We start from the raw sequence: 22,927 nt of genomic DNA on the forward strand, positions 1-22,927 counted from the left end.
ATATGAGAAAGATTAATATACTATATGTGATTATACCTTTGTTACTCAGTGCCTGTGGCAATTGGCTGGATGTAAAACCGAGTAATGAAGCGGATGAAGAAGACCTCTTTAATTCGGGCAGTGGTTATAGAACAGCTTTGAATGGTATATATAAAGACATGTCATCCAGTGAATTGTGGGGGCGGGAATTGACGTGGGGATTTGCGGATGTACTTGCTCAATATTATTATAAGGGGAATTTGGGACATAATTCTAAACCTTACAATCGGGCAGTACAATATTTGTATGATGACAAGAATTTGGAACCGCTGATTCAGAATATCTGGTCTAAAGGGTACAATGTGATTGCCAATTGTAATAACTTGATTCAGAATATCAGTCAAGAAGATACGGTAAAGTTTCAAGAAAAACGCATCGAACGGGATATGATTCACGGGGAAGCTATCGCTTGTCGAGGGTTTATGCATTTTGAATTGTTACGTTATTTTGCACCATCATTGAAAGAGGCGGGGAACGAGTTGTATATGCCTTATTTTGATAAATTTCCTTCTTTAATGGAATCGTATTTGTCTGTTCCGGATATGATTAAGAAGATAGAAGCGGATTTGTTGAAAGCTCGTGAAATATTGGCCACGACTGATTTGTTGGAAGGCATGCTTTATTTATTGCGGACAGACCTCCGCTACGAGGGTGGTGCCAGTTCGGGTAACGCACCTTCGGATATATTCTTTAATTATCGGGGATTCCGCATGAATTACACGGCAGTGACGGCTGCTTTGGCTCGTTTATATTTTTATGCCGATCGTTTGGAAGAGGCTGCGGATATGGCGACGGAAGTGATTGATTTTGTAGATGAGAATAATAATAATGTATTCACGTTTACCGATAAGTCGAATTTCTCCGTGAATACGAAAATGTATAATGATTTGATTTTTGCACTCTCCCAACGTAAATTGACCGAGAATTTCGAGAACTATGACGAAACGGAAGACAGCGAATCTCATTTAGGTATGGATTATGATGATTGGGAGGAAATTGTTGGGGAAGATGCTGGGGACAGGAGAGTGTCGCAAAATGGAGGATTAGTACGTCCTCTGTATAACGAATATTACGTGTTGACCCGTAAATATTACAATGCATCAGAAATGAATGAGGTAAACAAACGTATTATTCCTGTTATCCGTTTGAGTGAGATGTATTACATCCGGGGAGAGTATTATGCGAGCCTCGGGCAATACGGTCAGGCAGTATTGGAATTGGAAAACGTAAGAGGGGCAAGGGGGTGTACTATCGGACGTATCGGTGCATCCGACTTGGAGGAATTTCATGATTTGATATTGGAAGATGCGAAAAAAGAATTTTGGGGTGAAGGTCAGCTTTTTCATTTCTATAAGAAATATAACGTGAAGCCGACTTCAAAGGCAAACTTCGTGTTGCCGTTACCGGAAAATGAATCAGCGCTTTAATGAATTAAAATTTAGAGAGATGAACAGGTGGATTATAATCAGTATATTTTTGACGATATTTCTGGCATCGTGTGAAAAAGACCAGATAGGACGTTATGACTTGGAGCGTTACGTGTATTTTACCATGACCGAGGAGCAGGATACCGTTTTGGCTTTCTCCAAATATGTTGGTGCTGAATCTTACGATTTGTATTTTGAGGTCAACTTGATGGGACGCCTTCTGACAACCCCTTTGGCTTTTAGGTTGGCGGTCGTGGATACTTTGACAACGGCTTCTCCGGAACAATATGATTTTGACACGCAACCTCTTTTTGGGGCAAATCAGGATAAGGATACGATTAAAGTTACCTTGAAGAAGACTCCGGTCTTGAAAGAGAGGGAGGACACTTTGACGATTGCCGTGGTTGCTAACGAGAACTTTAACCCGGGATTTGTGGGGAAACGTTATATCAAGATTTGTTTTAATGATAAAGATGCCGCTCCTCTTTGGTGGGATGCTACGTTTCAAATCTATTTCGGAGGTTATTCCCGGGTTAAGCTCGATGCTTTGATCGCGTGTATCGGTATAACTGATTTCACGGGTGTCGGGGAACCGTTATTGAGAAAATACGCTATCGAACTGAAGAAGTATATCAAAGACAACAATATCACGGACAATGGAAAAGAGATAATTATTCCAGTGAATTAATTTGACCATTTAAAGAATATGAAGATGAAAAATATAATATGGTTGTTCGCTTTATTGCTGGCATTCTCGGGATGCTATGAAGATAAAGGGAATTATGATTATTCCGAAAGCAATAGTATCAGCATTGATATGGGAAACTCGATGTATTCGGCAACTTTCGACGAAACGATAAATATTGAACCGGTATTTACGTTTGCGTTGGATAGTAATGAAACAGGATTAACGTATGAATGGAGATTGGAGAATAAATTTCTATCCGATAAGCGGAATCTTTCTTTCCACGTGGATACGATAATGAAAGGGAACTGTTATCTTCGGGTTTTGGATACCAAAACGGGTATCACTTATTCTGCATATACTATTTTTAATTTGACCGAAAAGTTTAATAACCAAGGGTGGATGATCCTGTCGGAAAAGGATGGCGAATCATACCTGACCTATATAAGTGAAGCAATCAATGCTTCCGCTCCGGGAGGATTTGCCTACAAGGAAAATCCGGGTGTTTATCAACAAGAGAATCACGTCAAGTTGGGCGGAAAGCCGGTAGGATTATTGGAGCATTTTTATTTCGGTACATCATCCTCTAATACGTGGGTATTATTGGATGGAGCGGAAACGGTGGATTTGAGCGGGCTTTCTTTTAAGAAAGAAATTACATTAAAAGAGAGTTTTATTGATGAACAGTTGCCTGTTGACTTTACCCCGTTGAAGATGGCTGAAATGAGATGGATTTCGGCGGTTATCAATAAGAAAGACCATAAAGTGTACACGCGGAAAAAGATATCCGATAAATCGTATTTTACCGGTTCTTTCTTGGATAATCCGTTGCAATATAACGGGGAAGACCTGTATGTGACGGATTTTGTTATCGCTCCGTCCAATGGTCCCGGTTACACGCTGATGGTGGAAGGAAAGAAAGGACACCAACGTTATCTGGCTTTAATTGACAAGGATAAGAGTAATGCTGGGAAGGTATTGCCATTGACCGTGTCCAAATACCCGGATGGTTTCTCCCGTTTGGACAATTTGGGGGATATGGAGGTTATCTATACCGGGTATAATAGAGAATCATCAAACGGCTCCGGTAAAAATAGATATCATTCCATATTGAGAGATCCCAATGGTGTTTATTATTATCAGGATTTTGTAATTGCGAAGATGAGTAATACGTCTTCTGTTTCAGTAACTCCGGGAATACAAGTGAAATTTGATGTGGGTGATATCTTGGATGAAACCACGTTGTTTAACGTGGCTGCTTATCCTAAATCTACATATATGATGATAGCTCATGGACCCGATCTGTATATCATTGAACGTGCTACTATCGGTAATGATAATATGCAGACATTCGTGAAGTTGTACAAGCATTTTGATGCTAATATTACCGCCTTGGATTCTGAGTCATACCAGAGTTTTCGTTTAGGCGTGGGACTGGAGAACGGGAAGTTTTACGTGTTGAATATGGAGGATGGAATAAATGATGAAAGCAAGCGTGTGGTTTACGAAGCGAAAGCTAACGTGGGTAAAGTAGTGGATGTACGTTATAAAATACAGAGAGGTAATAACTGGACATCGAATTAAAGCGATACTTTTTGTTTTGCGAAAGAGAGGGCTGAAATGAATCATATTTCAGCTCTCTTTGTATATTCTCTTCATCTAAATACTATGATACAATTCGAGCAACATCATAAAAAGCATGAATGCCGGGTAATCCTTACGGGAAAGAAGATATTCGGTAAGTTTCTTTTTGCTGCTTTTCTTGTAGGACTTCACGGTTTCGACCGAGAGTTGCAGGCGTTCGGCAATATCGGCATTACTCAGTCCTTCGAGTGATAACAGCATGACTTCCTTGCTTTGTGGCGAGAGGTTGTCCAGTGCGGAGAGGAGTAACGAATAGACATCTTCCTCGATTGTTTTCTGCTCGAAAAATTCATCACTAAGATATAGTTCTTCCTGCAAAAATTCTTGTTTGATCTTCTCGTGACGCAGGTGATTGAGGCATTTGTTGCGAAGGGAGTTGTACAGGTATGATTTAAGATGCAACAGGTTCTCGAATTTTGTTTTTACGTCCAGTAAGGCGATAAAGACTTCTTGAACCAGATCGCGGGCAACATCTTGATTGGAAACATAATGATCGGCAAACAACACGAGAGGCGTATAATATTCATTATACAAGTGTTCGTATGCTTCATTTCGGTTTGACGAAAGCATTTTTAATAGTTCCTTTTCATCCATGTACAATATCTTCAAATCCAGAGTATAATATAATGCAAATATAAAATATTCAACTCAATTTTACACGTGTTCTATCTTAAAAGTATTAAAGAGTTGATGTTACACTTGTTCTATTCCCGGGTGGGGGCTTTTTTTCTCCTGATAATTTATTAAATTCGCGACAAATCTAATTAGACATATATGAGTGATAATTCCCTATTAGAAAAATTAGAGGTATTTTATATCCGATTCCGCGAGATCGGGCAGTTGATTACAGACCCCGAGGTGATTCAGGATATGAATCGTTTCGTGAAACTGAATAAGGAGTATCGGGAGCTGGAGCAAATCGTGGAGGCGGGTGATGAGTTGAAGAGTGCGGTGAAATCTTATGACGAGGCACAAGAGATATTGAACACGGAGAACGACAAGGAGTTGCGGGAGATGGCGGAGATGGAGATCGAAGAACTGGAAGCGAAGATACCGGAACTGGAAACCAAGATTAAAATGTTGTTGGTGCCTGCCGACCCGGAAGATTCGAAAAATGTTATTCTGGAAATCCGTGCCGGAACGGGTGGTGACGAGGCGAGCCTCTTTGCCGGTGATTTGTTTCGTATGTACACGAAGTATTGCGAGTCAAAGCGTTGGAAGATCGAGATCACGAATTATAGTGAGGGTACTTCCGGCGGTTACAAGGAGATCGTGGCGAATATATCGGGCGACGGGGTGTACGGGATCATGAAATACGAATCGGGTGTTCACCGCGTGCAACGGGTTCCGGCAACGGAAACACAGGGACGCGTGCATACCTCGGCGGCTACAGTGGCGGTATTGCCGGAAGCGGAAGAGGTAGACGTGGTTCTGAACCCGGCTGATATACGGAAAGATACCTATTGTTCTTCCGGTCCCGGCGGACAGTCCGTGAACACGACCTATTCGGCTATCCGTTTGACACATATCCCCACGGGTATCGTGGTGACTTGTCAGGACGAGAAGTCGCAGTTGAAAAACTTGGCGAAGGCTATGACCGAGTTACGTTCGCGTATTTACGCTATCGAACACCAGAAGTATATGGACGAGATCGCCACGAAACGGAAAACGATGGTATCCACGGGTGACCGTTCGGCAAAGATCCGCACGTATAATTACCCGCAAGGACGGGTGACCGATCACCGGATAAACTTGACGTTGTACAATCTGGCGGCAGTGATGGACGGTGAGATCGGCGAGATTATCGAGAAATTGCAGATAGAGGAGAATACGGAGAAGCTGAAAGAGAGCGGATTCTAGGAAGTGAAAAGATAAAAATTAAAAGCTGAAAGTTTTATGACCTATAATGAACTGTTTGAGCAGGTAAAGAAGAAGAAATCCTTTTTGTGTGTCGGTTTGGATTCTGATATCAAGAAGATACCGCAACATTTGATGGATGCCGAAGATCCGGTGTTCGAGTTCAACAAGGCAATCGTGGATGCCACGGCGGACGTGGCAATTGCTTACAAGCCGAATATCGCTTTTTACGAGAGTCGGGGTGTTGAGGGATGGATCACGTTAGAAAAGACCGTGAAATACATTAAATCCAAGTACCCGGAGATATTTACGATCGCTGATGCCAAGCGGGGAGATATCGGGAACACTTCCGAGATGTACGCTCGTGCTTTTCTCGAAACACTGGAGTTCGATTCTATCACGGTGGCTCCTTACATGGGGGAGGATTCCGTTACGCCTTTCTTGAAATACGAGGGGAAATGGGTGATATTGTTAGCGTTGACCTCAAACAAAGGTGCTTTTGATTTCCAATTCTTCGAGGAAAACGGTGAGAAGTTGTATGAAAGAGTATTGCATAAATCCCAAGAATGGGGTAACGATCGGAATATGATGTACGTGGTTGGTGCCACGAAAGCGGAGATGCTGTCGGGCATCCGCGACATCGTGCCGAATCACTTCTTGCTGGTGCCGGGTGTCGGTGCTCAAGGCGGTAGTCTTGAAGAAGTGGCAAAATACGGGATGAACGCTCACTGTGGTCTGATCGTGAATTCTTCCCGCGGAATTATCTTCGCGGATAAAACCGAGAACTTTGCTACCCGTGCCCGCGAGGAAGCCGTGAAGTTGCAACAACAAATGGCTGAATTGTTGGCAGCGAGAGGGATTATTTGATCTGATGTTATCATATAAAGAACAATAGGAGAGGGTGTTTTGACATCCCTCCTTTTTTTATACCCAATTCGAGGAGAGATTCTCAAGAATTCGGCTCGCGATTATTGAATAAAGTCGAGTTAGAGCCGATAGGAGTCGTCTTTGAACCTGTCCGGAAGCCAAGGTATTCCCCGTGTTTTTCTCGAAAAGGGGAGAAATTCTTCCTAAACGTGTTTGTAATCGAGTGATTGGCTGATTTGTCGTAGTACAAAGTCAGCCCGTTCTGCGGGTGTCGCTTTGGGGACAAGGGTGAGATCGTAGCCGATGGATTGGTAGGTGGCAGCCATCGTGTGGTAGGTGTCGATGGCTTCTTGATAGGTTTGTTTGCGCTCGGGGTCGGTATGGTATATTTCGGCCCAAGGCGGGAGAATAAATACGCGGGTATTGTAGCGATAGTCGGTGCAGGCTCGCGGGAGTTCGGGAAAGAGTGGTTGATTGGTGAGATGAGCGTAGGCGAGGGTATCGGGGATACCCCGGTCGAAGAAGAGGGTTTCGTCGCGGTACGCGTTCTCTCGATAGGAGTCGACGGAACGGGAGAGCATTAGCCGGGTATACGCGGGTATATTGCCCCAAGGAAGAGCATTCCCGTTTTGTGCCGATTGTTCCCGGATGATCTCCCGGGCAACTTCGGGAATACAAGGAAAACCCCGTTGTTGCAGTTGTTCTAGTAGGGTAGTCTTGCCTACACCGGGACCTCCGGTGATGATGATGAAATTCGGTTTATACATCACGTTTATAAAGTTAGCGCGGTATGGATAAATTCTGCCAGCCCGTTGTTCGTGTCGCTAGTGACATTGTTGAACTTGCCCCGTAGCGGTTCGGGGGCGTTGGCGACGATGAACGGGTGCCCGCAACGTTCGAGAAAGTCGATATCGTTGTAGTCGTTCCCCAGCCCGGCACACTCGTCATAGCGAATATCAAGTTGGTCGAGCAGAATTTGGCAGGAGGAACCTTTGTTCACGTCCCGGGCGAATATTTCCGTCCATATCGCTTGATTGTCGATCGGGGAGGTGGAGCGGATTACCGAGTATCCGGATAGTTTCTCTTGAATCTCCCCGTGGAGTTGCAATTGTTTGGAATCGAGTATCACGAGAAATTGCGTGGCTCCGCCGCGTATGTCCCGTGTGCTTTGAATGGAAGTACCCAGTCCGGGATAGTTTTCTATGCGTCGGCGGAAGTCCTCGTGCAAGGGAGAGGTGTTGCGGTACAGGAAGTGGTGATTGTCGGGAATCGGTTGTTGTATGGTGAAATTGATGTCGTATTCCCACAACATGGTGGCGATATCCAGTGTTTCTTCCGGGGTGAGTTCCCGGGTACAGAGAAGGCGTTGGTCGTTCCAATGCATGATGCCTGCGCCCGAGGAGAATACCATGTAATCAATGGGAAGTCCTTCCGGTAAAGCGTTACGAAACGAAAATACGGAACGTCCCGTTGCCAGAACGCGGGTGATTCCCGTGCGTCCGGCTTCTTCCAATGCTTTTTTGTTTTCTTCGCTGAGCGAATTCCAACCGCGCGGGAGCGTGGTACCGTCCAGATCGATAATGATAGCCCTTATCATATTTTAGATTTAATGATTTATGATTTTAGATTCCTGCCGCACAAACCGGAGCTCATTTTTTTCTTGCGTATTAATGTTTTATTAATCGTGAATCGTAAATCATAAATCGTAAATTAATTAATCGGTTGTTACAAGTTCATACTTGTAGTAAGGCAGAGGTTCGTTGAGGTAGTGTAGTACTTTCTCTTGGTTCATGCCGTCCAGCGGGTTGTGGTTGTACCCGAAGGTGGATTTGATGCCCATGTTGATGAAATGGACGGCTCGGTCGAGGGCTTCCGGGAGGCTGTCGCCGTTGAGCATGCAGCCCGTGATGACACTGGCGAAAGCGTCGCCCGTTCCGGGATAGGAAGCCGGGACGTAGTCGCACAGCACGCGCCACGTGCGTCCGTCCAGTTTGTTGTACGCGAGAGTGGCGACGTTGCACGTGTTACTTCCGGGGGCGGAAGTGATGATCACGTGTTCGGGACCGAGTTCGCTGAGTTGGTTACACCATTTGACAGCCTCTTCCACGGATATTTCTTCGCGGGGATCGCGTCCCAGCAGGAATGCGGCTTCCGTGAGGTTGGGGGTAATTACTTTGGCCTTCGAGCAGAGTTGTCGCATGCCCTCGATCATATCGGGTGTCATGCTGGAATATAATGTCCCGTGATCTCCCAACACGGGATCGACCAGTATAAAATTATTATTATCTTTGAAATAGTCGAAGAAGTCGCTGACGATTCCCATTTGTTTCACGGAAGCGAGGTAGCCCGTGTAAATCGCGTCGAAATGAAGGTTCAGTTCTTTCCAGTGTTCGATGAATGTTTCCATGTAATCGGTCAGATCGAGGGAACGAAAGTCCTTGTACTCGCTATGGGCGGACAGTATGGCCGTCGGCAACGGGCATACCTGATAACCCATGTGCGTGAGAATGGGGATGGCCACGGTCAAGGATGCCCTTCCATAGCCGGACAGGTCGTGTATTGCGGCAATTTTCTTCATGTCATTTCATTATCTTGAGTCTTCAAAGATAATAAAAAATCAATGAACGGGCATATAGGGGAGGGTAAACCAGAACGTGGAACCTTGTCCGACGGTGGAGTCCACCCCGATTTTGCCGCCTAATTTAGTGATAATGGTTTCACTGATTGCCAGTCCGAGTCCCGTGCCTTGCGAGAACGTGTTCAATTTGGTGAAACGGTCAAACACTTTCTTCAGTTTTTCGGGTGCGATACCGCAACCGGTGTCCTTCACGTAAAAGCAGAGAGTTCGCGGATCGATTAGTTTGTACCCGGCACGAATGCTACCGTTTGTCGTGAACTTGAGCGCGTTCGTGATGAAATTGTGGAGCACTTGTGCTACCCGGTTCCTTTCCGTCCGGATGATACATTCCGGAAGACGTTCTTCAACGAGGAATTTGACGGGAGTATCCGTGTCCATTTTCAACCGGGTACTTTGTTCTATTTCATCGAGCAATATATTTATGTCCACCTCAGTGTACACGAATTCAAGAGTTCCGGCCTCGATTTTCGAAAGGTCGAGGATGTCGTTGATCAGTTGTAACAACAGGTTGTTATTGTTGTTTATTATGTTGAGATATTCTTGTTTTTCCTTTTCATCCGTGGTGTACGCCAGAATCTCGGAGAACCCGACAATGGAGTTGAGCGGGGTACGTATTTCGTGACTCATGTTGGCGAGGAATGCCGACTTTAGACGATTGCTCTCTTCGGCTTGTTCCTTGGCGTCCCGGAGGTTTTGTTCCATGCGTTTTTGTTCGGTAATCACGACGCTTGAACCGATGATGGTTTTCGGTCGGCCGTTCACGTCATACTCGTACACGGCTCCTTGTTTGTTTATCCATTCGTATTCCCGGTCGTTGTACCAATGCACGAGGTATTCCTCGTGAAATTCTTCCCGTTTCCCGGAGAGCAGTTCTTCGAAGACGGAACGCATATGCTCCCGGAAGTCCGGGTGTATGGAATTGATATATTTTTCGACTTTACAATAGTATTTGCCGTCAATAGCTTCTTTGGTGTCCTCGTGGTGGTATATAGAATAGTCGCACGAGAAAGTTTGAGAGGGTACGTCGCAGTCCCACGGTAGCACGTGTGCCAGACTGAGAACAGAGGAAAGGGTGGAGTTCGTGATTTCCAGTTTTTCTTTGGCGTCGCGTAGTGATTCCTCCAGTTTTTTGTGGTCGTTGATCGAACAGGAAGTCCCGATAAGACGGGGAGATTGTTTGTTCGATGCAGGTTTTTCCAGTTGAGCTTGAATTTCGATCCATTGGTATATTCCTTTTTTCCGGTAATCTGCCCGGAAGAGGATGATGAGCTGTTGCACTTCCTGCCGGATAAGGCTTTGAAACCCTGTTTTTACTCGCTCGATGTCTTCCGGGTGAACCGCCTCGAAAAAGGCTTCGAGGGGAATTTCCGTGTCCCATTTTAATGTTTCGCTGTATATGCCCTTTAGTTGCAGGGAATCCATGATAAATTTCTTCGCTTCAATGTCATACATCCAGAGAAGATGCTTGGAGATATGCAGGGCGAGGGACAATTTTTGAGTGATGGACTCTATCTCTTCCCGTTGTGCCTGCAATTCGGTAATGTCAAAGGAACTGCAAACCAGCCAATTGTTGTCTTCATGAGTGAAGATATTCTTGGTGATCATGAGCGTGTGTTCCTTACCGTCAGCCATGATGAATTTCTCGATTCCTTGGTATGAGCCTTTTTCCGCGAATAGTTTCCTGTCAAATTCCTGCAATGTTTTTGCTTGTTCTTTATTCATGAAAATATCTTCGGTCTGCCCGAGGATTTGTCGCGCCGTGGCTCCGAACATTTCTGATTTTTTACTCCAGAATATATAGCGCCCCGTGTTCATGTCTTTGATTGAAGTGGGGATAGCTGTATTTTCCAACACTTGACCGAGGAAAAATTGAAGTTTCTCGGATTCTATGCGATGGAGCGTGTATTCCGTGATGTCACGCAAGAACGCGATTACTTTATTGCCGGGGAGAACTGCCGTGCAGGTTTCGAAATAATAGGGCTGACCTTGCGTGGGCAGGCAAACATCAAAACGCAGGGAGGTGTTTGACACGAGCGTCTTCGTTATTTGTTGGCAGAAATAATCCCGTTCCGAGGGTGAAGTTATCAGTTCATGTAACTGTTTGCCGATCATTTCTTCCGCGGGAAGGGGTAATTGCTCCCGGATGGGGTTGATAATATCCATGATATGATGCGTTTCATCGAAGATGAGCATCATGTCCGGGAAAGCTGCTATAATGGCTTTCAGTATATCTTCGGGGCCTTGATTTTCAAGGGAAGTAGTACCGTGTAACATATTGTTGATTTTAGTAGGACCTCACTATATAGCTGTTATAACGGAACAAAGTTAATGTTTTTATTCATGTATCGGGTAAATTATCGGTATTTGATGTTGGATTTTAAATTTTAGATGTTGGAAACCTCTCCGGCATTGTCTTTTATTTGTGTTATTTTTGTTTTTAGTCGCTAAATTTAATCCTATTTCCGCGAAGTGTCGAGAGCGGTTGTAAATTGCTGGCAAAAAGAGTGTTGCACGTTTTTTTTGTTTTTGCCCTCTCGTAACCTGCGCCGACAAAGGGCTGAGCGGGTATTTAGCCTGCTTGTAGCCTGCTGAAACCCTGCTGATAGCTTGCTATAGCAGGCTATCAGCAATATATAAACAATATATATTTAGTTAATAGACATTGTGCTCCCTTTGACGTGTTTCTGTTTCTTTGTTCTGTCATTCTGGATGAAGCGAAGAATGTTATATGAAATTCGCGTGAGGGGTGGTCGTTTGGGGGGTGTTTTTCTTTTAAAATGTATTTTATTTGATTTTTGATATAAAAAATAGGGGGTATTCGTGTAAAATAATGGATATTTTGTATATTTGCCCCGATAAAAATAGGGTTCATTCTAAAAATACAAATTTATGGCAAAATTCAGATTCTTAGCTTTGCAGGAAATCACCCGTCGTAAACCCGTGGAACGCGGGGAATTACCCCGGTGTTCTGCTGTTTTTGGCGAAAGCGTGTTTTCGATGGACAAGATGAGGCATTATCTTTCGATCGAGGCTTACAAGAAGTTGGAGAGGGCGATGGTGGAGGGAAGTGTCATTGATCGGGGATTGGCGGATCAAGTGGCTTCGGCGATGAAGGCATGGGCGGTAGAAAGAGGGGTTACTCATTACACGCATTGGTTTCATCCCTTGAATGGTGCGACGGCGGAGAAACACGATTCTTTTATTGATTTGTTGCCGGACGGTGACGTGATCGAGTGCTTTGACGGGCGATTACTGGTGCAGCAGGAACCCGATGCATCCAGTTTCCCGAACGGGGGGATTCGCAACACGTTCGAGGCGCGCGGTTACACGGCGTGGGACCCGGCTTCTCCGGCTTTTATTAATAATCGCACGTTGTGTATCCCGACCGTGTTCGTGGCGTACACGGGGGAGGCGCTTGATTTCAAGACTCCCTTGTTGAAGGCGTTGGCGTTGATTGACCGGGCGGCGGTGGATATTTGCCAGTATTTCGACAAGGACGTGAAGCGGGTTTTAGCCACGTTGGGCTGGGAACAGGAATACTTTTTGGTAGATGAGGCTTTGTATAATGCCCGTCCCGATTTGAAGTTGTGCGGGCGGACGTTGATGGGACATTCCTCGGCGAAGGATCAGCAGTTGGAAGACCAGTATTTCGGCTCTATCCCGGCACGGGTGACCGCTTTTATGGACGAGCTGGAACACGAGTGTCATTGTCTTGGCATCCCGATTAAAACACGTCATAACGAGGTGGCACCGAATCAGTTCGAGTGTGCCCCGATCTTCGAGGAGGCGAATCTGGCGGTGGATCACAACCAGTTGCTGATGTCCACGATGAAGCGGGTGGCACGGCGTCATAATTTCCGCGTGCTTTTGCACGAGAAGCCGTACAAGGGGGTGAACGGTTCCGGGAAGCATAATAATTGGTCGTTGATGACCGACACGGGGGTGAATTTGTTATCCCCGGGCAAGAACCCGAAATCGAATATGCAGTTTTTGGTTTTCTTGGTGTCGACGATCAGGGCGGTATACGAGCATGGCGATTTGTTGAAAGCCTCTATCGTTTCGTTGGGTAATGAAGCCCGCTTGGGTGGGGACGAGGCTCCTCCCGTGATTATGTCTGTTTTCCTCGGTAATTATCTTTCCGGGGTGTTGGACGAGTTGGTGGAGAAAGTGAGCGACCGGAAAATGAGCCCGGACGAGAAGACGGAATTGAAGTTGAACGTGGGCAAGATCCCGGAAATCATGCTGGATAACACGGATCGTAATCGTACTTCTCCTTTTGCCTTTACCGGGAATCGGTTTGAATTTCGGGCGGTGGGGTCTTCTGCCAATTGCGGGGGACCGATGATTGCGCTGAACGCGGCGGTGGCTGAACAGTTGATTCATTTCAAACAAGAGACGGATGCCTTGATAGACAAGGGGGTGAAGAAGGATGAAGCGATATTTCAAGTGCTGCGTAAATATATTATCGAGTCGAAACTCGTGCGTTTCGAGGGGAACGGGTACAGCAAGGAGTGGAAAGAGGAAGCGGAGCGTCGCGGCCTGTCGACGGAGGTCGATTGCGTGCCCGCGTTGAAGGCTTATTGCTCGGGGAAGGCAAAACGATTGCTGGTGGACAGCGGTATCCTGAGTGAACGGGAGTTGAAGGCGCGGTTCGAGATCAAGAACGAGATATACTTGAAGAAGTTGCAGATCGAATCGCGGGTATTGGGTGATTTGGTTTTAAATCACGTGATCCCGACGGCTATTTCGTACCAGAATACGTTGTTGACGAACGTGACCTCTTTGAAGGCCATTTTGCCGGATTACGAGCAGGTGGCTGATGTGCAGATTGACGAGATTCGCACGATTTCCCATCATATCCGGGAGATCCAGAAGATGGTGTCGGACATGACCGAGGCGCGTAAACAAGCTAACACGATCTCCGACGAGGTGAAGCGTGCCGAGGAGTACACGATAAACGTGCGTCCCTACTTGGAAAAAATCCGTTATCACGTGGATAAGTTGGAGTTGCTTGTAGATGATGAGATTTGGCCGTTGCCGAAATACCGAGAATTGCTGTTCTCTCGTTGAGAATGAGTTTATAAGGTTTGTAAAGTTTATAAGGTTCATAAAGTAACTTTACAAACTTTATGAACCTTATAAACTTTATAAACTTATTTCTTCTTTTCCTGTAAATTCAGTACTTTCCCGTCGGGAAGAGTGAGTTTTGCCTCGGTTCCTTTGCCGATGAGGCTTACGTTATCTTTCTCGTAACGGTAACCGGAAGCCATTACTTGTTGCGGTAACTCGTAAGTTTGATCGTCGAGGGTAACCACGGCAAGTTCTTCGTTCGGGTAAAAGGTTACATTTACTTGGTAGAGCATTTTGGTTTTGCCGTCACCTCCTTGAAATACGGCGTTGATGACGCTATTCGGGGTTTCCGTGTAAAGGGTTTGCGCCCGTTGCTCGATAATCCATTGTCCGTTTACTTGGCGTACGTTGTAAGTGTCGTCATCTTCCACGTTCCACGCGTATCCGCCATTCGGGAGGCCGCGTCTGTCAAGGACGGGGTGATTCTCCACGTTCGGGAGGAATACTTCCACTTGCGCGGAGTCAGCCGAGAACACGATAAAAGCGGAAGTTGCGGCTTCCGGATCATTCACCGGATTCATGCGAACGCCCGATTCAAACAAACGGATGCAGTCTTTTTTCACTTCAGACCAAGTGAAGCCGGCAGCAGCGTTGCACCCGTGATTGTCGTTGGCCACGCCTACTTTGGGATCGGCTTTCGTGAATACCAGAGTCATTTTTTTATCCTTGTCGGTGAACTTCAGTTCTCCGTTTTCCACAGAATAAGAGGTCATGGCGGCGAGAGCCTTCACGAATTGATCCTCGAACTTCAAGTCGGGGCAGGCCATCATGGTCATACCTCCCGGTTCCAGTTTGATGGTGTTGCCCTCGGTAGAATATCTCCCGAAGAAACGGTTACACCCGGCGAAACCGTACATGGTATTGGTGTCCGTGAGGATGATGGTTGGAACTCTTTGAGAAAGGGCTACTTTCTCGTTGTTGCTTGTCATTTCTTTCAGTTGCCACTCGTTGGCGGTCAACGCCGCCTTGTTGCCCGTGTTGCTTTTGCATCCCGCGAAGGCGAAAACCGTGGCGATCATCATTAAAATTGTTGTTCTTCTCATGTGTGTGTTATTTTTACGCGAATATACGTAGAGAAAATATAAAAGTTTAGGGATAACGGGAAAAGATTTACCGGATACCAATGCTATTGAAACATTCGTATCCGGTTAAGCGATTCTTTGTTTTGCACTTTCACACCCCGGGTATGATGGTTATCACATTTTAAGCAATTCTTCGATATGCGTGCGGTCGTTCCATAATTGGGGTATTTTATTTTGTCCGCCGAGTTTGCCTTTTTCTTTTAGCCAGTCGATGAAAAGGTTCGGACGGGCGACGTGAAGAATAAGGCGTTGGAGTGACAGGAGGCGCTTGGCCTCGTAGTCGGAGTTCACGCGTTGAAGTTCTTTGTCAAGCATGTCGGCGAAAGTTTCCGGGTCGGAGGGAGGGGTTCCGAATTCGATGATCCACTCGTGGGCACCTTTTTTGTTCTCGTTCATGAAGACCGGGGCCGCGGTGAAATGGAGTACGGTGGCTCCGGTTTGTTCGCAAGCTCGGTTTAAAGCCGCGATAGCGTTGTCGATGATTAATTCTTCCCCGAAAGCGTTGATAAACAGTTTTGTGCGTCCGGTAATCTTGAATTTGTAGGGGCGGGTGGAGGTGAACTGAACGGTGTCGCCGATCATGTAGCGCCACAGTCCGCCGTTGGTGGAAATGACGATGGCGTAGTTGACGCCGGTTTCTACTTCTTCCAGCAGGAGCGCTTTCGGGCGGGATTTGCCCAGTTCGTTCATGGGTACGAACTCGTAATACACGCCGTAGTCGAGCATGAGTAGCATCGACGGGTCGGAGGGATCGTCTTGTAGTCCGAAAAAGCCCTCTGAGGCGTTGTATGTTTCGAGATATTTCATCTTCGGGTCGGGCAACAGGCGTTTGTACTGTTCCCGGTAGGGGGTGAAATTGATACCGCCGTGTATGAATAGTTCGAGGTTAGGCCATACCTCGTGGAGGTTGTCTTTGCCCGTGCGTTCGAGAATACGGTTGATGAGCGTGAGAAACCACGAGGGTACGCCCGCCAGACTGCGCACGTCTTCCTTGATGGTGGTTTCGCATATCTTTTCTATTTTCTCTTCCCAGTCACTCATGAGCATGATGGATTGGTCGGGTGTCTTCATCATGTTTGCCCAAAAAGGCGTGTTCGAGATCAGGATGGCGGAGAGATCTCCGTAGCGGCAGTTGTTGTTTGTTTTGGAAATCTCACTGCTACCGCCGAGAGCGAGAGTCTTCCCGTTGAATGCTTGAGCGTCGGGATAGAGGTTGTTGAAGATGGCTATCACGTCTTTGCCGCCCCGGAAGTGACATTCTTCCAGTGAAGTTTTACTCACGGGTATGAATTTGCTTTTGGCGGCGGTCGTTCCGGACGATTTGGCAAACCACGTGATGGGTTCCGGCCACAAGAGGTTTTGTTCCCCGTTCATCAGACGCTCGGAATAGGGAGCCAGTTCCTCGTAATGGATGATGGGTAACCGTTCCCGGTATTGTTCGGCAGTGAGGATGGAGGCAAAATCGTACTTCTGCCCGTATTCGGTGGTCGCGGCAGCGCGGAGTAATTCATCCAGCGTGTCACGTTGCACCTGCACGGGATTCGTTTTGAAGTACTCTATTTGCGTTAGTCGCTTGGACGAGAACATGGATATGATGGAGTTGATGATTGGCATATTGTAGATTTTAGATTTCTTGATTTATGATTTTGGATTAGATAATACCTTCCAGTTGATGAATGCTGTTTTTAATCGTAAATCGTAATTCATAAATCTTAAATATTAAAGTCTATAGTTAGCTGGGGATCAAGCAGGGTGAAGCTGCGACGATGAAACGGGGTGATACCGTGTGTCGCGATGCCTTCCCGGTGTTTCTTGGTGGGGTAGCCCTTGTTACTTGCCCAGTCGTACACGGGGTAGCGCTCGTGCAATTGTTGCATGTACTCGTCCCGGTGAGTCTTCGCAAGTATCGAGGCGGCAGCGATTGCCATGTATTTGCCGTCACCTTTGATTATGCAATGATGTTCGATGTTCCCGTAAGGTTTGAAACGGTTGCCGTCCACGAGAATGTGCTGGGGGGTGACGCTCAATTGAGCCAATGCCCGGTGCATTCCCTCGATGGACGCGTTGAGGATGTTTATTTTGTCTATTTCCTCGTTGTCCACGGCGGCGACTGCCCACGCGAGAGCTTCCCGCTCGATGATTATTCTTAATTCGTTCCGTTTTTTTTCGGAGAGTTGTTTCGAGTCATTGAGCATTTCGTTGGAAAAGTTTTCCGGCAGAATGACTGCCGCGGCGAAGACGGGACCCGCCAGACAACCTCTTCCAGCCTCGTCACAACCGGCTTCTATCTTGTCAGAATAGTATTTTAATGTCAGCATACAGTAATCTAAAAGTTTAAGGCTACAAGTAGCGTTCGGGCAAATATACAAATAAAGTTCATAAGTCGGTTTATAAAGTTGAGCTTTCGGCTCCTAAAGTTTATAAAGTTCATAAAGTAACGGGCATCCTTCGGATAAGGTTTGCTGGCAGCTATGCTGCCGTGGACAAAGCGCCCGCTAGGGTCCATAAACCTTATGAACTTTATAGACTTTACAAACTTTTAACAAACAGGGCGAAAAGCGTTTTGACGCATTCGCCCTGTTGCAAATGACAATTTGCAAACTTTTCTTATATTCGCGGGTAAATAAGGTTAAATCAGGAAAGATGTTCACGAAAGAGGAAGCGAAAGAGATTCGGGTGAAATTCTGGGAGGGCTTCAAGCGTTATTGTAAGCGGAAGCGTATTTACCGGAAGTGGGTACTGACGGGGGTGAAAATCCCGTCGGTGCAACTGAAGTTTTATGTCGATCGGGAAAAGGCTTTGGTGTTATTCCAGATTGACCACAGGAACGAGTTGCGTCGGTTCGAGGTGTACGAGTGTATGTTGTCATATCAAACTCTGTTTCGGGCGGAATGCGGCGAAGAGTTGAAATGGGAAGAGGAGTACACCGGAGTCGAGGGACAGAAGGTGAGTGCTATTTATTTCGAGTTGTCGGGGGTGAATCTTTACCGGACGGAAGATCATGAACGGATATACGCTTTCTTCGCGGAGAAGATGCCCTTGCTGGAAGATCTTTATTACGAGTACCGGGATTTGATTAACGAGAGGTTGAAGGATTCGAGATTTTAGATTTACGATTGAAGGATTTAAGAAATAATATGACAATGAAAATCAACAAGAGTGGGGCGGTGCTTTCCCGTATAGTACAGTTGGGCGAGACGCTGAAAGAGCTTTCCCGGAAGAACGGGAAGGAGTATTTACCGTTGAACAGGGGTGTGAATCAAGTGGTAAATATCGACTTGACGGAAGTCGTGAAAGGTATTGATTTCAATTCGCCGGAAATACAGGTGTACCCGCATGGTGCCGGGCGACCGGAGTTGCGGGCGGCGATAAACGATGAGTTTTTCATGGGGAAGTCTTCCCCGGATAATATTTTGATTACGGCGGGCGGAATGCATGCGCTTGATCTGGTGGCGCAGACGGTAAATATCGGACGGTTGTATCTGCCGACTTATTACTGGGGGTGTTATTTCAAGATGTTGAAGATTCGCGGTATCGAGAGTGTGGGGTATGATAATCAGTCCGATTTGATGGGAATGATTGACGAGTTACGGGGAAATGCCGTGCTGATCAGTGATCCGAGTAATCCGCTTGGCGATAAGCACGACGACGGGGAGCAGTTGGCTATTATCAGCGCGTTGAACGATGCCGGGGTGGTTGTGTTTCACGATTGCCCGTACCGCCGCCTGTACATGGATGCTACTGATGATTATTATACGAGGTTGATAAACATGGAGAACGTGATTATCACGGAGAGTTTCAGCAAGTCTGTGGGGTTGAGCGGGCAGCGGTTGGGTTTCGTGCATACTTGCAACAAGGAGTTGCACGACGAATTGGAAGTGCGCGTGATGTATAACACGAACGGGATTAACGGTTTCGCTCAGGAGCTGGTGTTGCGTTTGTTGACAACACCGGAGGGACGTGCCGCCGTGACGGCTTTCAAGGAACGTACGACACGTGATATCGCCTTGAATATCGATTATTTGCGGGAGCGGGGTTTTCTTGCCGAAGAATTTTATCATGGAACGAGCCCGCGGGGTATTTTCGTTATCGTGAATCGTGGTGAACAGGAGTTAATGGATCATTACATCGGGGCGGTGGGACTTGATTTCTTCACGAAGACAAAACAGGAGTATGCGAAGGGCTTTGCCCGGATTTGCGTGTCCGTACCGCACGAGAAGCTCGTGAAGTACTTTAATGAAATTCAGTGATGCCAGCCGCACGGGGTGGTAATTTGCGTGTACGCCCCGTGCGGCTGGAATCACTGAATCGTCAATCATAAATCACTAAATCAATTCAGTCTTCTTTCGTCAGCGTGAACTCCTTGTCGGCAAAGAGTTCCGCAAGTCCTGATATCTGTTTCAAGCGCAGAAGTTCATCTTTATCCATACCGATGTTACGGAGAATCCAACTGTCGGACATGCCGGCTTTCGTGAGTTCTGTCACGATTTCGGTCATCAGTTCTATGCTGTGGGTGCCGCGGGCGCGATTGTGGCGGATGGTCGATGCCATACGGTTGGAAATATCCTTGTCGATAACCACGACGGGGAGCATGCCGTGTTCGCGCTCGTAGATGCGTTGCGAGGTTTTCATGACCTTGTAGCGATGGTAGCCGTCCACCAGCTCGTAGATGTCTTTTTCCGGGATGTAATAGCATACAACGGGCATAGTATAGCCATCTTCCCAGATGGAGAGTTCCAACAGGCTCATTTCCGGCGGGGCAACTACGTTCGGGTTGTACGAGTTGGCGACGACTTTGTCGATGGGTACGGGTATTACCTTGTAAACGGGGCTGTTAAAGTTTTCCATAGCTGTCCATTAATGCTTTATATTTATTCATGACGCGTTTGCGACGGTCGTTCTCGGTTTTATTCATGGCGAATCCCATGTACTTGCAGGCGTGGTCGTTCTTCAAGATACAGATGCACATCCTTTTGAACGTGGGAAGTTCTTTGAACTCGGGGATATTCACGTCATCTTGATATTCCATGCGCACGGGTTTCTTGTCGGTCTTGTAATTCGTGCTTTCAGCGACCGTGATGGGGATACCCATCCGACGTAATTTGGCGATGGTTTCTTCTGCAAGGCATCCTCCCTTCTTGCGCCAGAATTCCATGCTCGTGGAGAGTTTGTTCAAGTAATTCTGGCGTGTTTCTTCCGGCAGGGTACAGAGCAGGAATTTCATGTATTCAGCCCATGTCATGCCTTCGGGGAGGGTGATGGATTGCCATCCCATGGCGGTGGTGCCGCCGTATATGCCGGTGAAATTCACCCCGTTCACGCGGCTGACCATTTTACCCCACGTGTCGGGATCGATTGCCCGGTAGAGTTTCAAACTGGGTAATGCCTGCGAGATGAACGGGCTTGCCACGCGCTGGCGTTCGAGCGGAACCCCGGCTTGGTAGTATAAGTCGTAAAGGTGGTTGTAGTCCCAGCCGTGCTTGCCGTTCGCCGTCCATATATCCGTGGTTTGCCAGTCGAATATGGGGTAAGCATTGTAAATGCCTTTACTGATCCGGTGAGTCCATTTCAAGTGCTTGTAACTGTGGTAATTTCTGGCTCCATGTATTGCCTGCCAGCGGTGGTAGCTTTCCTGCGTGCGGATACCGATCAGACAACAAACGCGCTCGACTCCTTTTTGTCGATATATCCATTCCGCGAATTTGTTCTGGTAGTCATAATCCCACATGTCTTCCGTGTAGAAATCAAAGTCTTCTTTCCGGTAACAGTTTTGTGGCATTTCCCTCACCCAAAGGTGTCGTAAATCATCTTCCCACGGGCGCCAGAAACGCTGGTGCATGGAGGTACAGGTGGATACCTTGAAGGGAATGCATACCCGGTAAACTTCCAGTAAATCGGGATTGTCAGCCAAAGCCCGGTCCACGTAACGAATGGTTTCTTGGTATTGTACCTCGTAGTCCATGTGAAACACCCCGAGTTTTCGCTTCAACCTGTGTTGACGGATATAATCGATACACAGGTTTAATAGAACTCCGCTATCCTTCCCACCGGAGAAGGAAACGTAGACATAATCGAAGTCGGAGAATATCCGCTCCAATCGTGCCTGTACCGCGTCATATACACTTCTGGCTTTTCTCATTTCGGTTCGTGTGTCATCTTTACATACAGTTTCCATTCTTTCTTGACTGTAAATCCACACGCGCGGAACGTATCCGCGTGGGGAGTGTGGGAAATCACGTACAAGGGTTTTTCCCCGGAAAATTCGTCGATCGCTTTCCGGGCAAACATGGATAACAACGTGGTATTTTCACCGGACACGTAATAGTTGTCGATGCATACGCACGAGTCTTTCACTTCGACGGGCATAAAGCCGCGTACTTTTTCCTCTTCCAATGCCACGAACCACACGTGGTGGTCGGAGGTTTTGAAAGGATAATTGTTGTTCTGGCGGAGCACGGGAGGGCTCATCACCAGTGGAGCCACGAGTTGATACAACCGGGTTGACGTTCCATGTAATTTTTCTATATTCATTGCCGAACTCTTTCTGGCAAATTTAATAAAGATTGGCAATGATTCAAAATGATGGTAAAAAAACCTTTCAATGAAATATTTACCGGGTATTTGACGAGTGCCGGAGAGGTCTGGGTGTGTGCGGTATTCTTTTTTGAAAGTGAATTTGACTTCTTCTATGCTGTGCGGCTATGTGTTCATTTGTTTTAAAGGTAAAATAATAGTGTCCGTTTTCAGCGTAAATTTGTTCATTTTGATAAGGTGTGAAATATCTCGTATCTTTATATACATGCTCCATAATATTCGTGAAAATAAAATTCACCGACCGTGAATGATGCCTGTGGTTTTCCAAGTCGCGTGATAAAAAATAAACCGGGAAGTTATTGTGTTGTGCAATAAACTTCCCGATCGGTGTATAGTTCAAATTAAAGTATCCTTAAAAATGGTGGAAGACCCTAGCAATCTTCCACCGCACTCTCTGTCTTTGCTTTACACCAACTCAGCATCACGCCGATTTTTGAAAATTCTAGTTTGTCTGAAAGTGGATATTCATTTCACTTCATGCTTTTAACAGTTTGAGTCAAAACTATGACATATCCCAAAAGTAACGGGAATAAGCGGCAATTTCCGTGTAAAGTCAATGTAACAAAGAACGCCCTTTTGACGAAATAGCGTCAATATTGGATAACAAAGAAATAAATAATTTTTGTTATTCGCAACAATAAGCATATAAAATTGTCAATATTCGGCATTTTTTTTAGCGAGGGGTATTATTTATCTTAACGTGTAATTGTGGTGGTTGATAGTTTAATATTTGATATATCGGTATTTAGGTGAAATTGGAAGTGTCCGTTTATTGGTTGTGTTACACGAGTATATTTGATAATATTAAGAATTTTCGTTGAATAGTTTGGTGCAATATTGGACTATTATATTTGTTTTTAATATTGCCGGCTTTATTGATACCGTAATTCTTGATAGCCGGTATTGTAATTTTACATTCCATGTGCTGGAATCTGTATTTTAAATTTTAAGATAAGATTCGTCT

19 protein-coding genes are annotated in these 22,927 nt (G+C 46.2%); 8 read left to right on the plus strand and 11 right to left on the minus strand.

Going from position 1 to position 22,927, the window contains the following annotated elements:
* Nucleotides 1-2 precede the first annotated feature (2 nt).
* The 3 genes from ACK8P8_RS11735 to ACK8P8_RS11745 are packed head-to-tail and all read left to right on the plus strand — an operon-like array spanning nt 3 to nt 3,735.
* On the plus strand, nt 3-1,466 hold the full coding sequence (locus tag ACK8P8_RS11735) for a RagB/SusD family nutrient uptake outer membrane protein (protein ID WP_369860527.1): 1,464 nt from the start codon (nt 3-5) through the stop codon (nt 1,464-1,466).
* Nucleotides 1,467-1,485: 19 nt separating this feature from the next.
* Complete coding sequence (locus tag ACK8P8_RS11740) at nt 1,486-2,154, plus strand: DUF4843 domain-containing protein (protein ID WP_369860528.1); 669 nt, start codon at nt 1,486-1,488, stop codon at nt 2,152-2,154.
* 24 nt (nt 2,155-2,178) lie between these two features.
* Nucleotides 2,179-3,735, plus strand: coding sequence for a PKD-like family lipoprotein (locus tag ACK8P8_RS11745; protein WP_369860529.1), 1,557 nt, complete (start codon nt 2,179-2,181; stop codon nt 3,733-3,735).
* 75 nt (nt 3,736-3,810) lie between these two features.
* Here the strand turns inward: ACK8P8_RS11745 and ACK8P8_RS11750 are convergent, their stop codons facing one another.
* Complete coding sequence (locus tag ACK8P8_RS11750) at nt 3,811-4,389, minus strand: sigma-70 family RNA polymerase sigma factor (protein WP_227217182.1); 579 nt, start codon at nt 4,387-4,389, stop codon at nt 3,811-3,813.
* Between the two features lie 180 nt (nt 4,390-4,569).
* Between ACK8P8_RS11750 and prfA the strand changes: the two genes are divergently transcribed.
* Both prfA and pyrF read left to right on the plus strand, forming a co-directional pair.
* The gene (gene prfA, locus ACK8P8_RS11755; protein WP_186977357.1) at nt 4,570-5,655 is read left to right on the plus strand and encodes a peptide chain release factor 1; all 1,086 of its coding nucleotides are present in this window, start codon (nt 4,570-4,572) and stop codon (nt 5,653-5,655) included.
* Nucleotides 5,656-5,691: 36 nt separating this feature from the next.
* The gene (gene pyrF / locus ACK8P8_RS11760) at nt 5,692-6,519 is read left to right on the plus strand and encodes an orotidine-5'-phosphate decarboxylase (protein ID WP_369860530.1); all 828 of its coding nucleotides are present in this window, start codon (nt 5,692-5,694) and stop codon (nt 6,517-6,519) included.
* A gap of 203 nt (nt 6,520-6,722) precedes the next feature.
* Here pyrF and ACK8P8_RS11765 read toward each other — a convergent pair whose 3' ends face one another.
* The 4 genes from ACK8P8_RS11765 to ACK8P8_RS11780 all read right to left on the minus strand — a co-directional run bounded on the left by ACK8P8_RS11765 (nt 6,723) and on the right by ACK8P8_RS11780 (nt 11,431).
* The gene (locus tag ACK8P8_RS11765; protein ID WP_369860531.1) at nt 6,723-7,286 is read right to left on the minus strand and encodes an AAA family ATPase; all 564 of its coding nucleotides are present in this window, start codon (nt 7,284-7,286) and stop codon (nt 6,723-6,725) included.
* A 5-nt stretch (nt 7,287-7,291) separates the two neighbouring features.
* Entirely contained in the window at nt 7,292-8,116 is an 825-nt protein-coding gene (locus ACK8P8_RS11770; RefSeq protein WP_369860532.1) for an HAD-IIB family hydrolase, read from the minus strand.
* 117 nt (nt 8,117-8,233) lie between these two features.
* The gene (locus ACK8P8_RS11775) at nt 8,234-9,097 is read right to left on the minus strand and encodes a pyridoxamine kinase (RefSeq protein WP_369860533.1); all 864 of its coding nucleotides are present in this window, start codon (nt 9,095-9,097) and stop codon (nt 8,234-8,236) included.
* A 39-nt stretch (nt 9,098-9,136) separates the two neighbouring features.
* Entirely contained in the window at nt 9,137-11,431 is a 2,295-nt protein-coding gene (locus tag ACK8P8_RS11780; protein ID WP_292270118.1) for a PAS domain-containing sensor histidine kinase, read from the minus strand.
* A gap of 615 nt (nt 11,432-12,046) precedes the next feature.
* Here ACK8P8_RS11780 and ACK8P8_RS11785 point away from each other — a divergent pair.
* The gene (locus ACK8P8_RS11785) at nt 12,047-14,227 is read left to right on the plus strand and encodes a glutamine synthetase III family protein (RefSeq protein WP_186977347.1); all 2,181 of its coding nucleotides are present in this window, start codon (nt 12,047-12,049) and stop codon (nt 14,225-14,227) included.
* Nucleotides 14,228-14,310: 83 nt separating this feature from the next.
* Here ACK8P8_RS11785 and ACK8P8_RS11790 read toward each other — a convergent pair whose 3' ends face one another.
* The 3 genes from ACK8P8_RS11790 to rnhB form a co-directional block, all read right to left on the minus strand.
* A complete protein-coding gene (locus tag ACK8P8_RS11790; protein ID WP_369860534.1) occupies nt 14,311-15,330 on the minus strand; it encodes an META domain-containing protein in 1,020 nt (339 codons plus the stop codon).
* A gap of 153 nt (nt 15,331-15,483) precedes the next feature.
* The gene (locus tag ACK8P8_RS11795; protein ID WP_369860535.1) at nt 15,484-16,983 is read right to left on the minus strand and encodes a GH3 auxin-responsive promoter family protein; all 1,500 of its coding nucleotides are present in this window, start codon (nt 16,981-16,983) and stop codon (nt 15,484-15,486) included.
* Nucleotides 16,984-17,081: 98 nt separating this feature from the next.
* Nucleotides 17,082-17,687 carry a ribonuclease HII gene (gene rnhB, locus ACK8P8_RS11800; RefSeq protein ID WP_369860536.1) on the minus strand — a complete coding sequence of 202 codons (606 nt, stop codon included), beginning with the start codon at nt 17,685-17,687 and terminating at the stop codon, nt 17,082-17,084.
* Between the two features lie 325 nt (nt 17,688-18,012).
* Here rnhB and ACK8P8_RS11805 point away from each other — a divergent pair, with 325 nt between their 5' ends.
* Both ACK8P8_RS11805 and ACK8P8_RS11810 read left to right on the plus strand, forming a co-directional pair.
* On the plus strand, nt 18,013-18,477 hold the full coding sequence (locus tag ACK8P8_RS11805; protein WP_369860537.1) for a DUF4268 domain-containing protein: 465 nt from the start codon (nt 18,013-18,015) through the stop codon (nt 18,475-18,477).
* Between the two features lie 35 nt (nt 18,478-18,512).
* A complete protein-coding gene (locus ACK8P8_RS11810) occupies nt 18,513-19,619 on the plus strand; it encodes a pyridoxal phosphate-dependent aminotransferase (protein ID WP_369860538.1) in 1,107 nt (368 codons plus the stop codon).
* Between the two features lie 85 nt (nt 19,620-19,704).
* Here ACK8P8_RS11810 and ACK8P8_RS11815 read toward each other — a convergent pair whose 3' ends face one another.
* From ACK8P8_RS11815 to ACK8P8_RS11825, 3 genes are read right to left on the minus strand one after another with little or no spacing between them, the layout of a single operon-like run.
* The gene (locus ACK8P8_RS11815) at nt 19,705-20,217 is read right to left on the minus strand and encodes an IbrB-like domain-containing protein (RefSeq protein ID WP_099289939.1); all 513 of its coding nucleotides are present in this window, start codon (nt 20,215-20,217) and stop codon (nt 19,705-19,707) included.
* Nucleotides 20,204-21,508, minus strand: a complete 1,305-nt coding sequence (locus ACK8P8_RS11820; protein WP_369860539.1) for a DUF3440 domain-containing protein — start codon at nt 21,506-21,508, stop codon at nt 20,204-20,206. Before ACK8P8_RS11820 ends, ACK8P8_RS11815 begins: the two co-directional genes overlap by 14 nt.
* The gene (locus ACK8P8_RS11825; protein WP_369860540.1) at nt 21,505-21,900 is read right to left on the minus strand and encodes a hypothetical protein; all 396 of its coding nucleotides are present in this window, start codon (nt 21,898-21,900) and stop codon (nt 21,505-21,507) included. Before ACK8P8_RS11825 ends, ACK8P8_RS11820 begins: the two co-directional genes overlap by 4 nt.
* Nucleotides 21,901-22,927 lie beyond the last annotated feature (1,027 nt).

This window comes from Butyricimonas muris (genome assembly GCF_046365375.1).
Taxonomy (GTDB): Bacteria; Bacteroidota; Bacteroidia; order Bacteroidales; family Marinifilaceae; genus Butyricimonas; species Butyricimonas muris.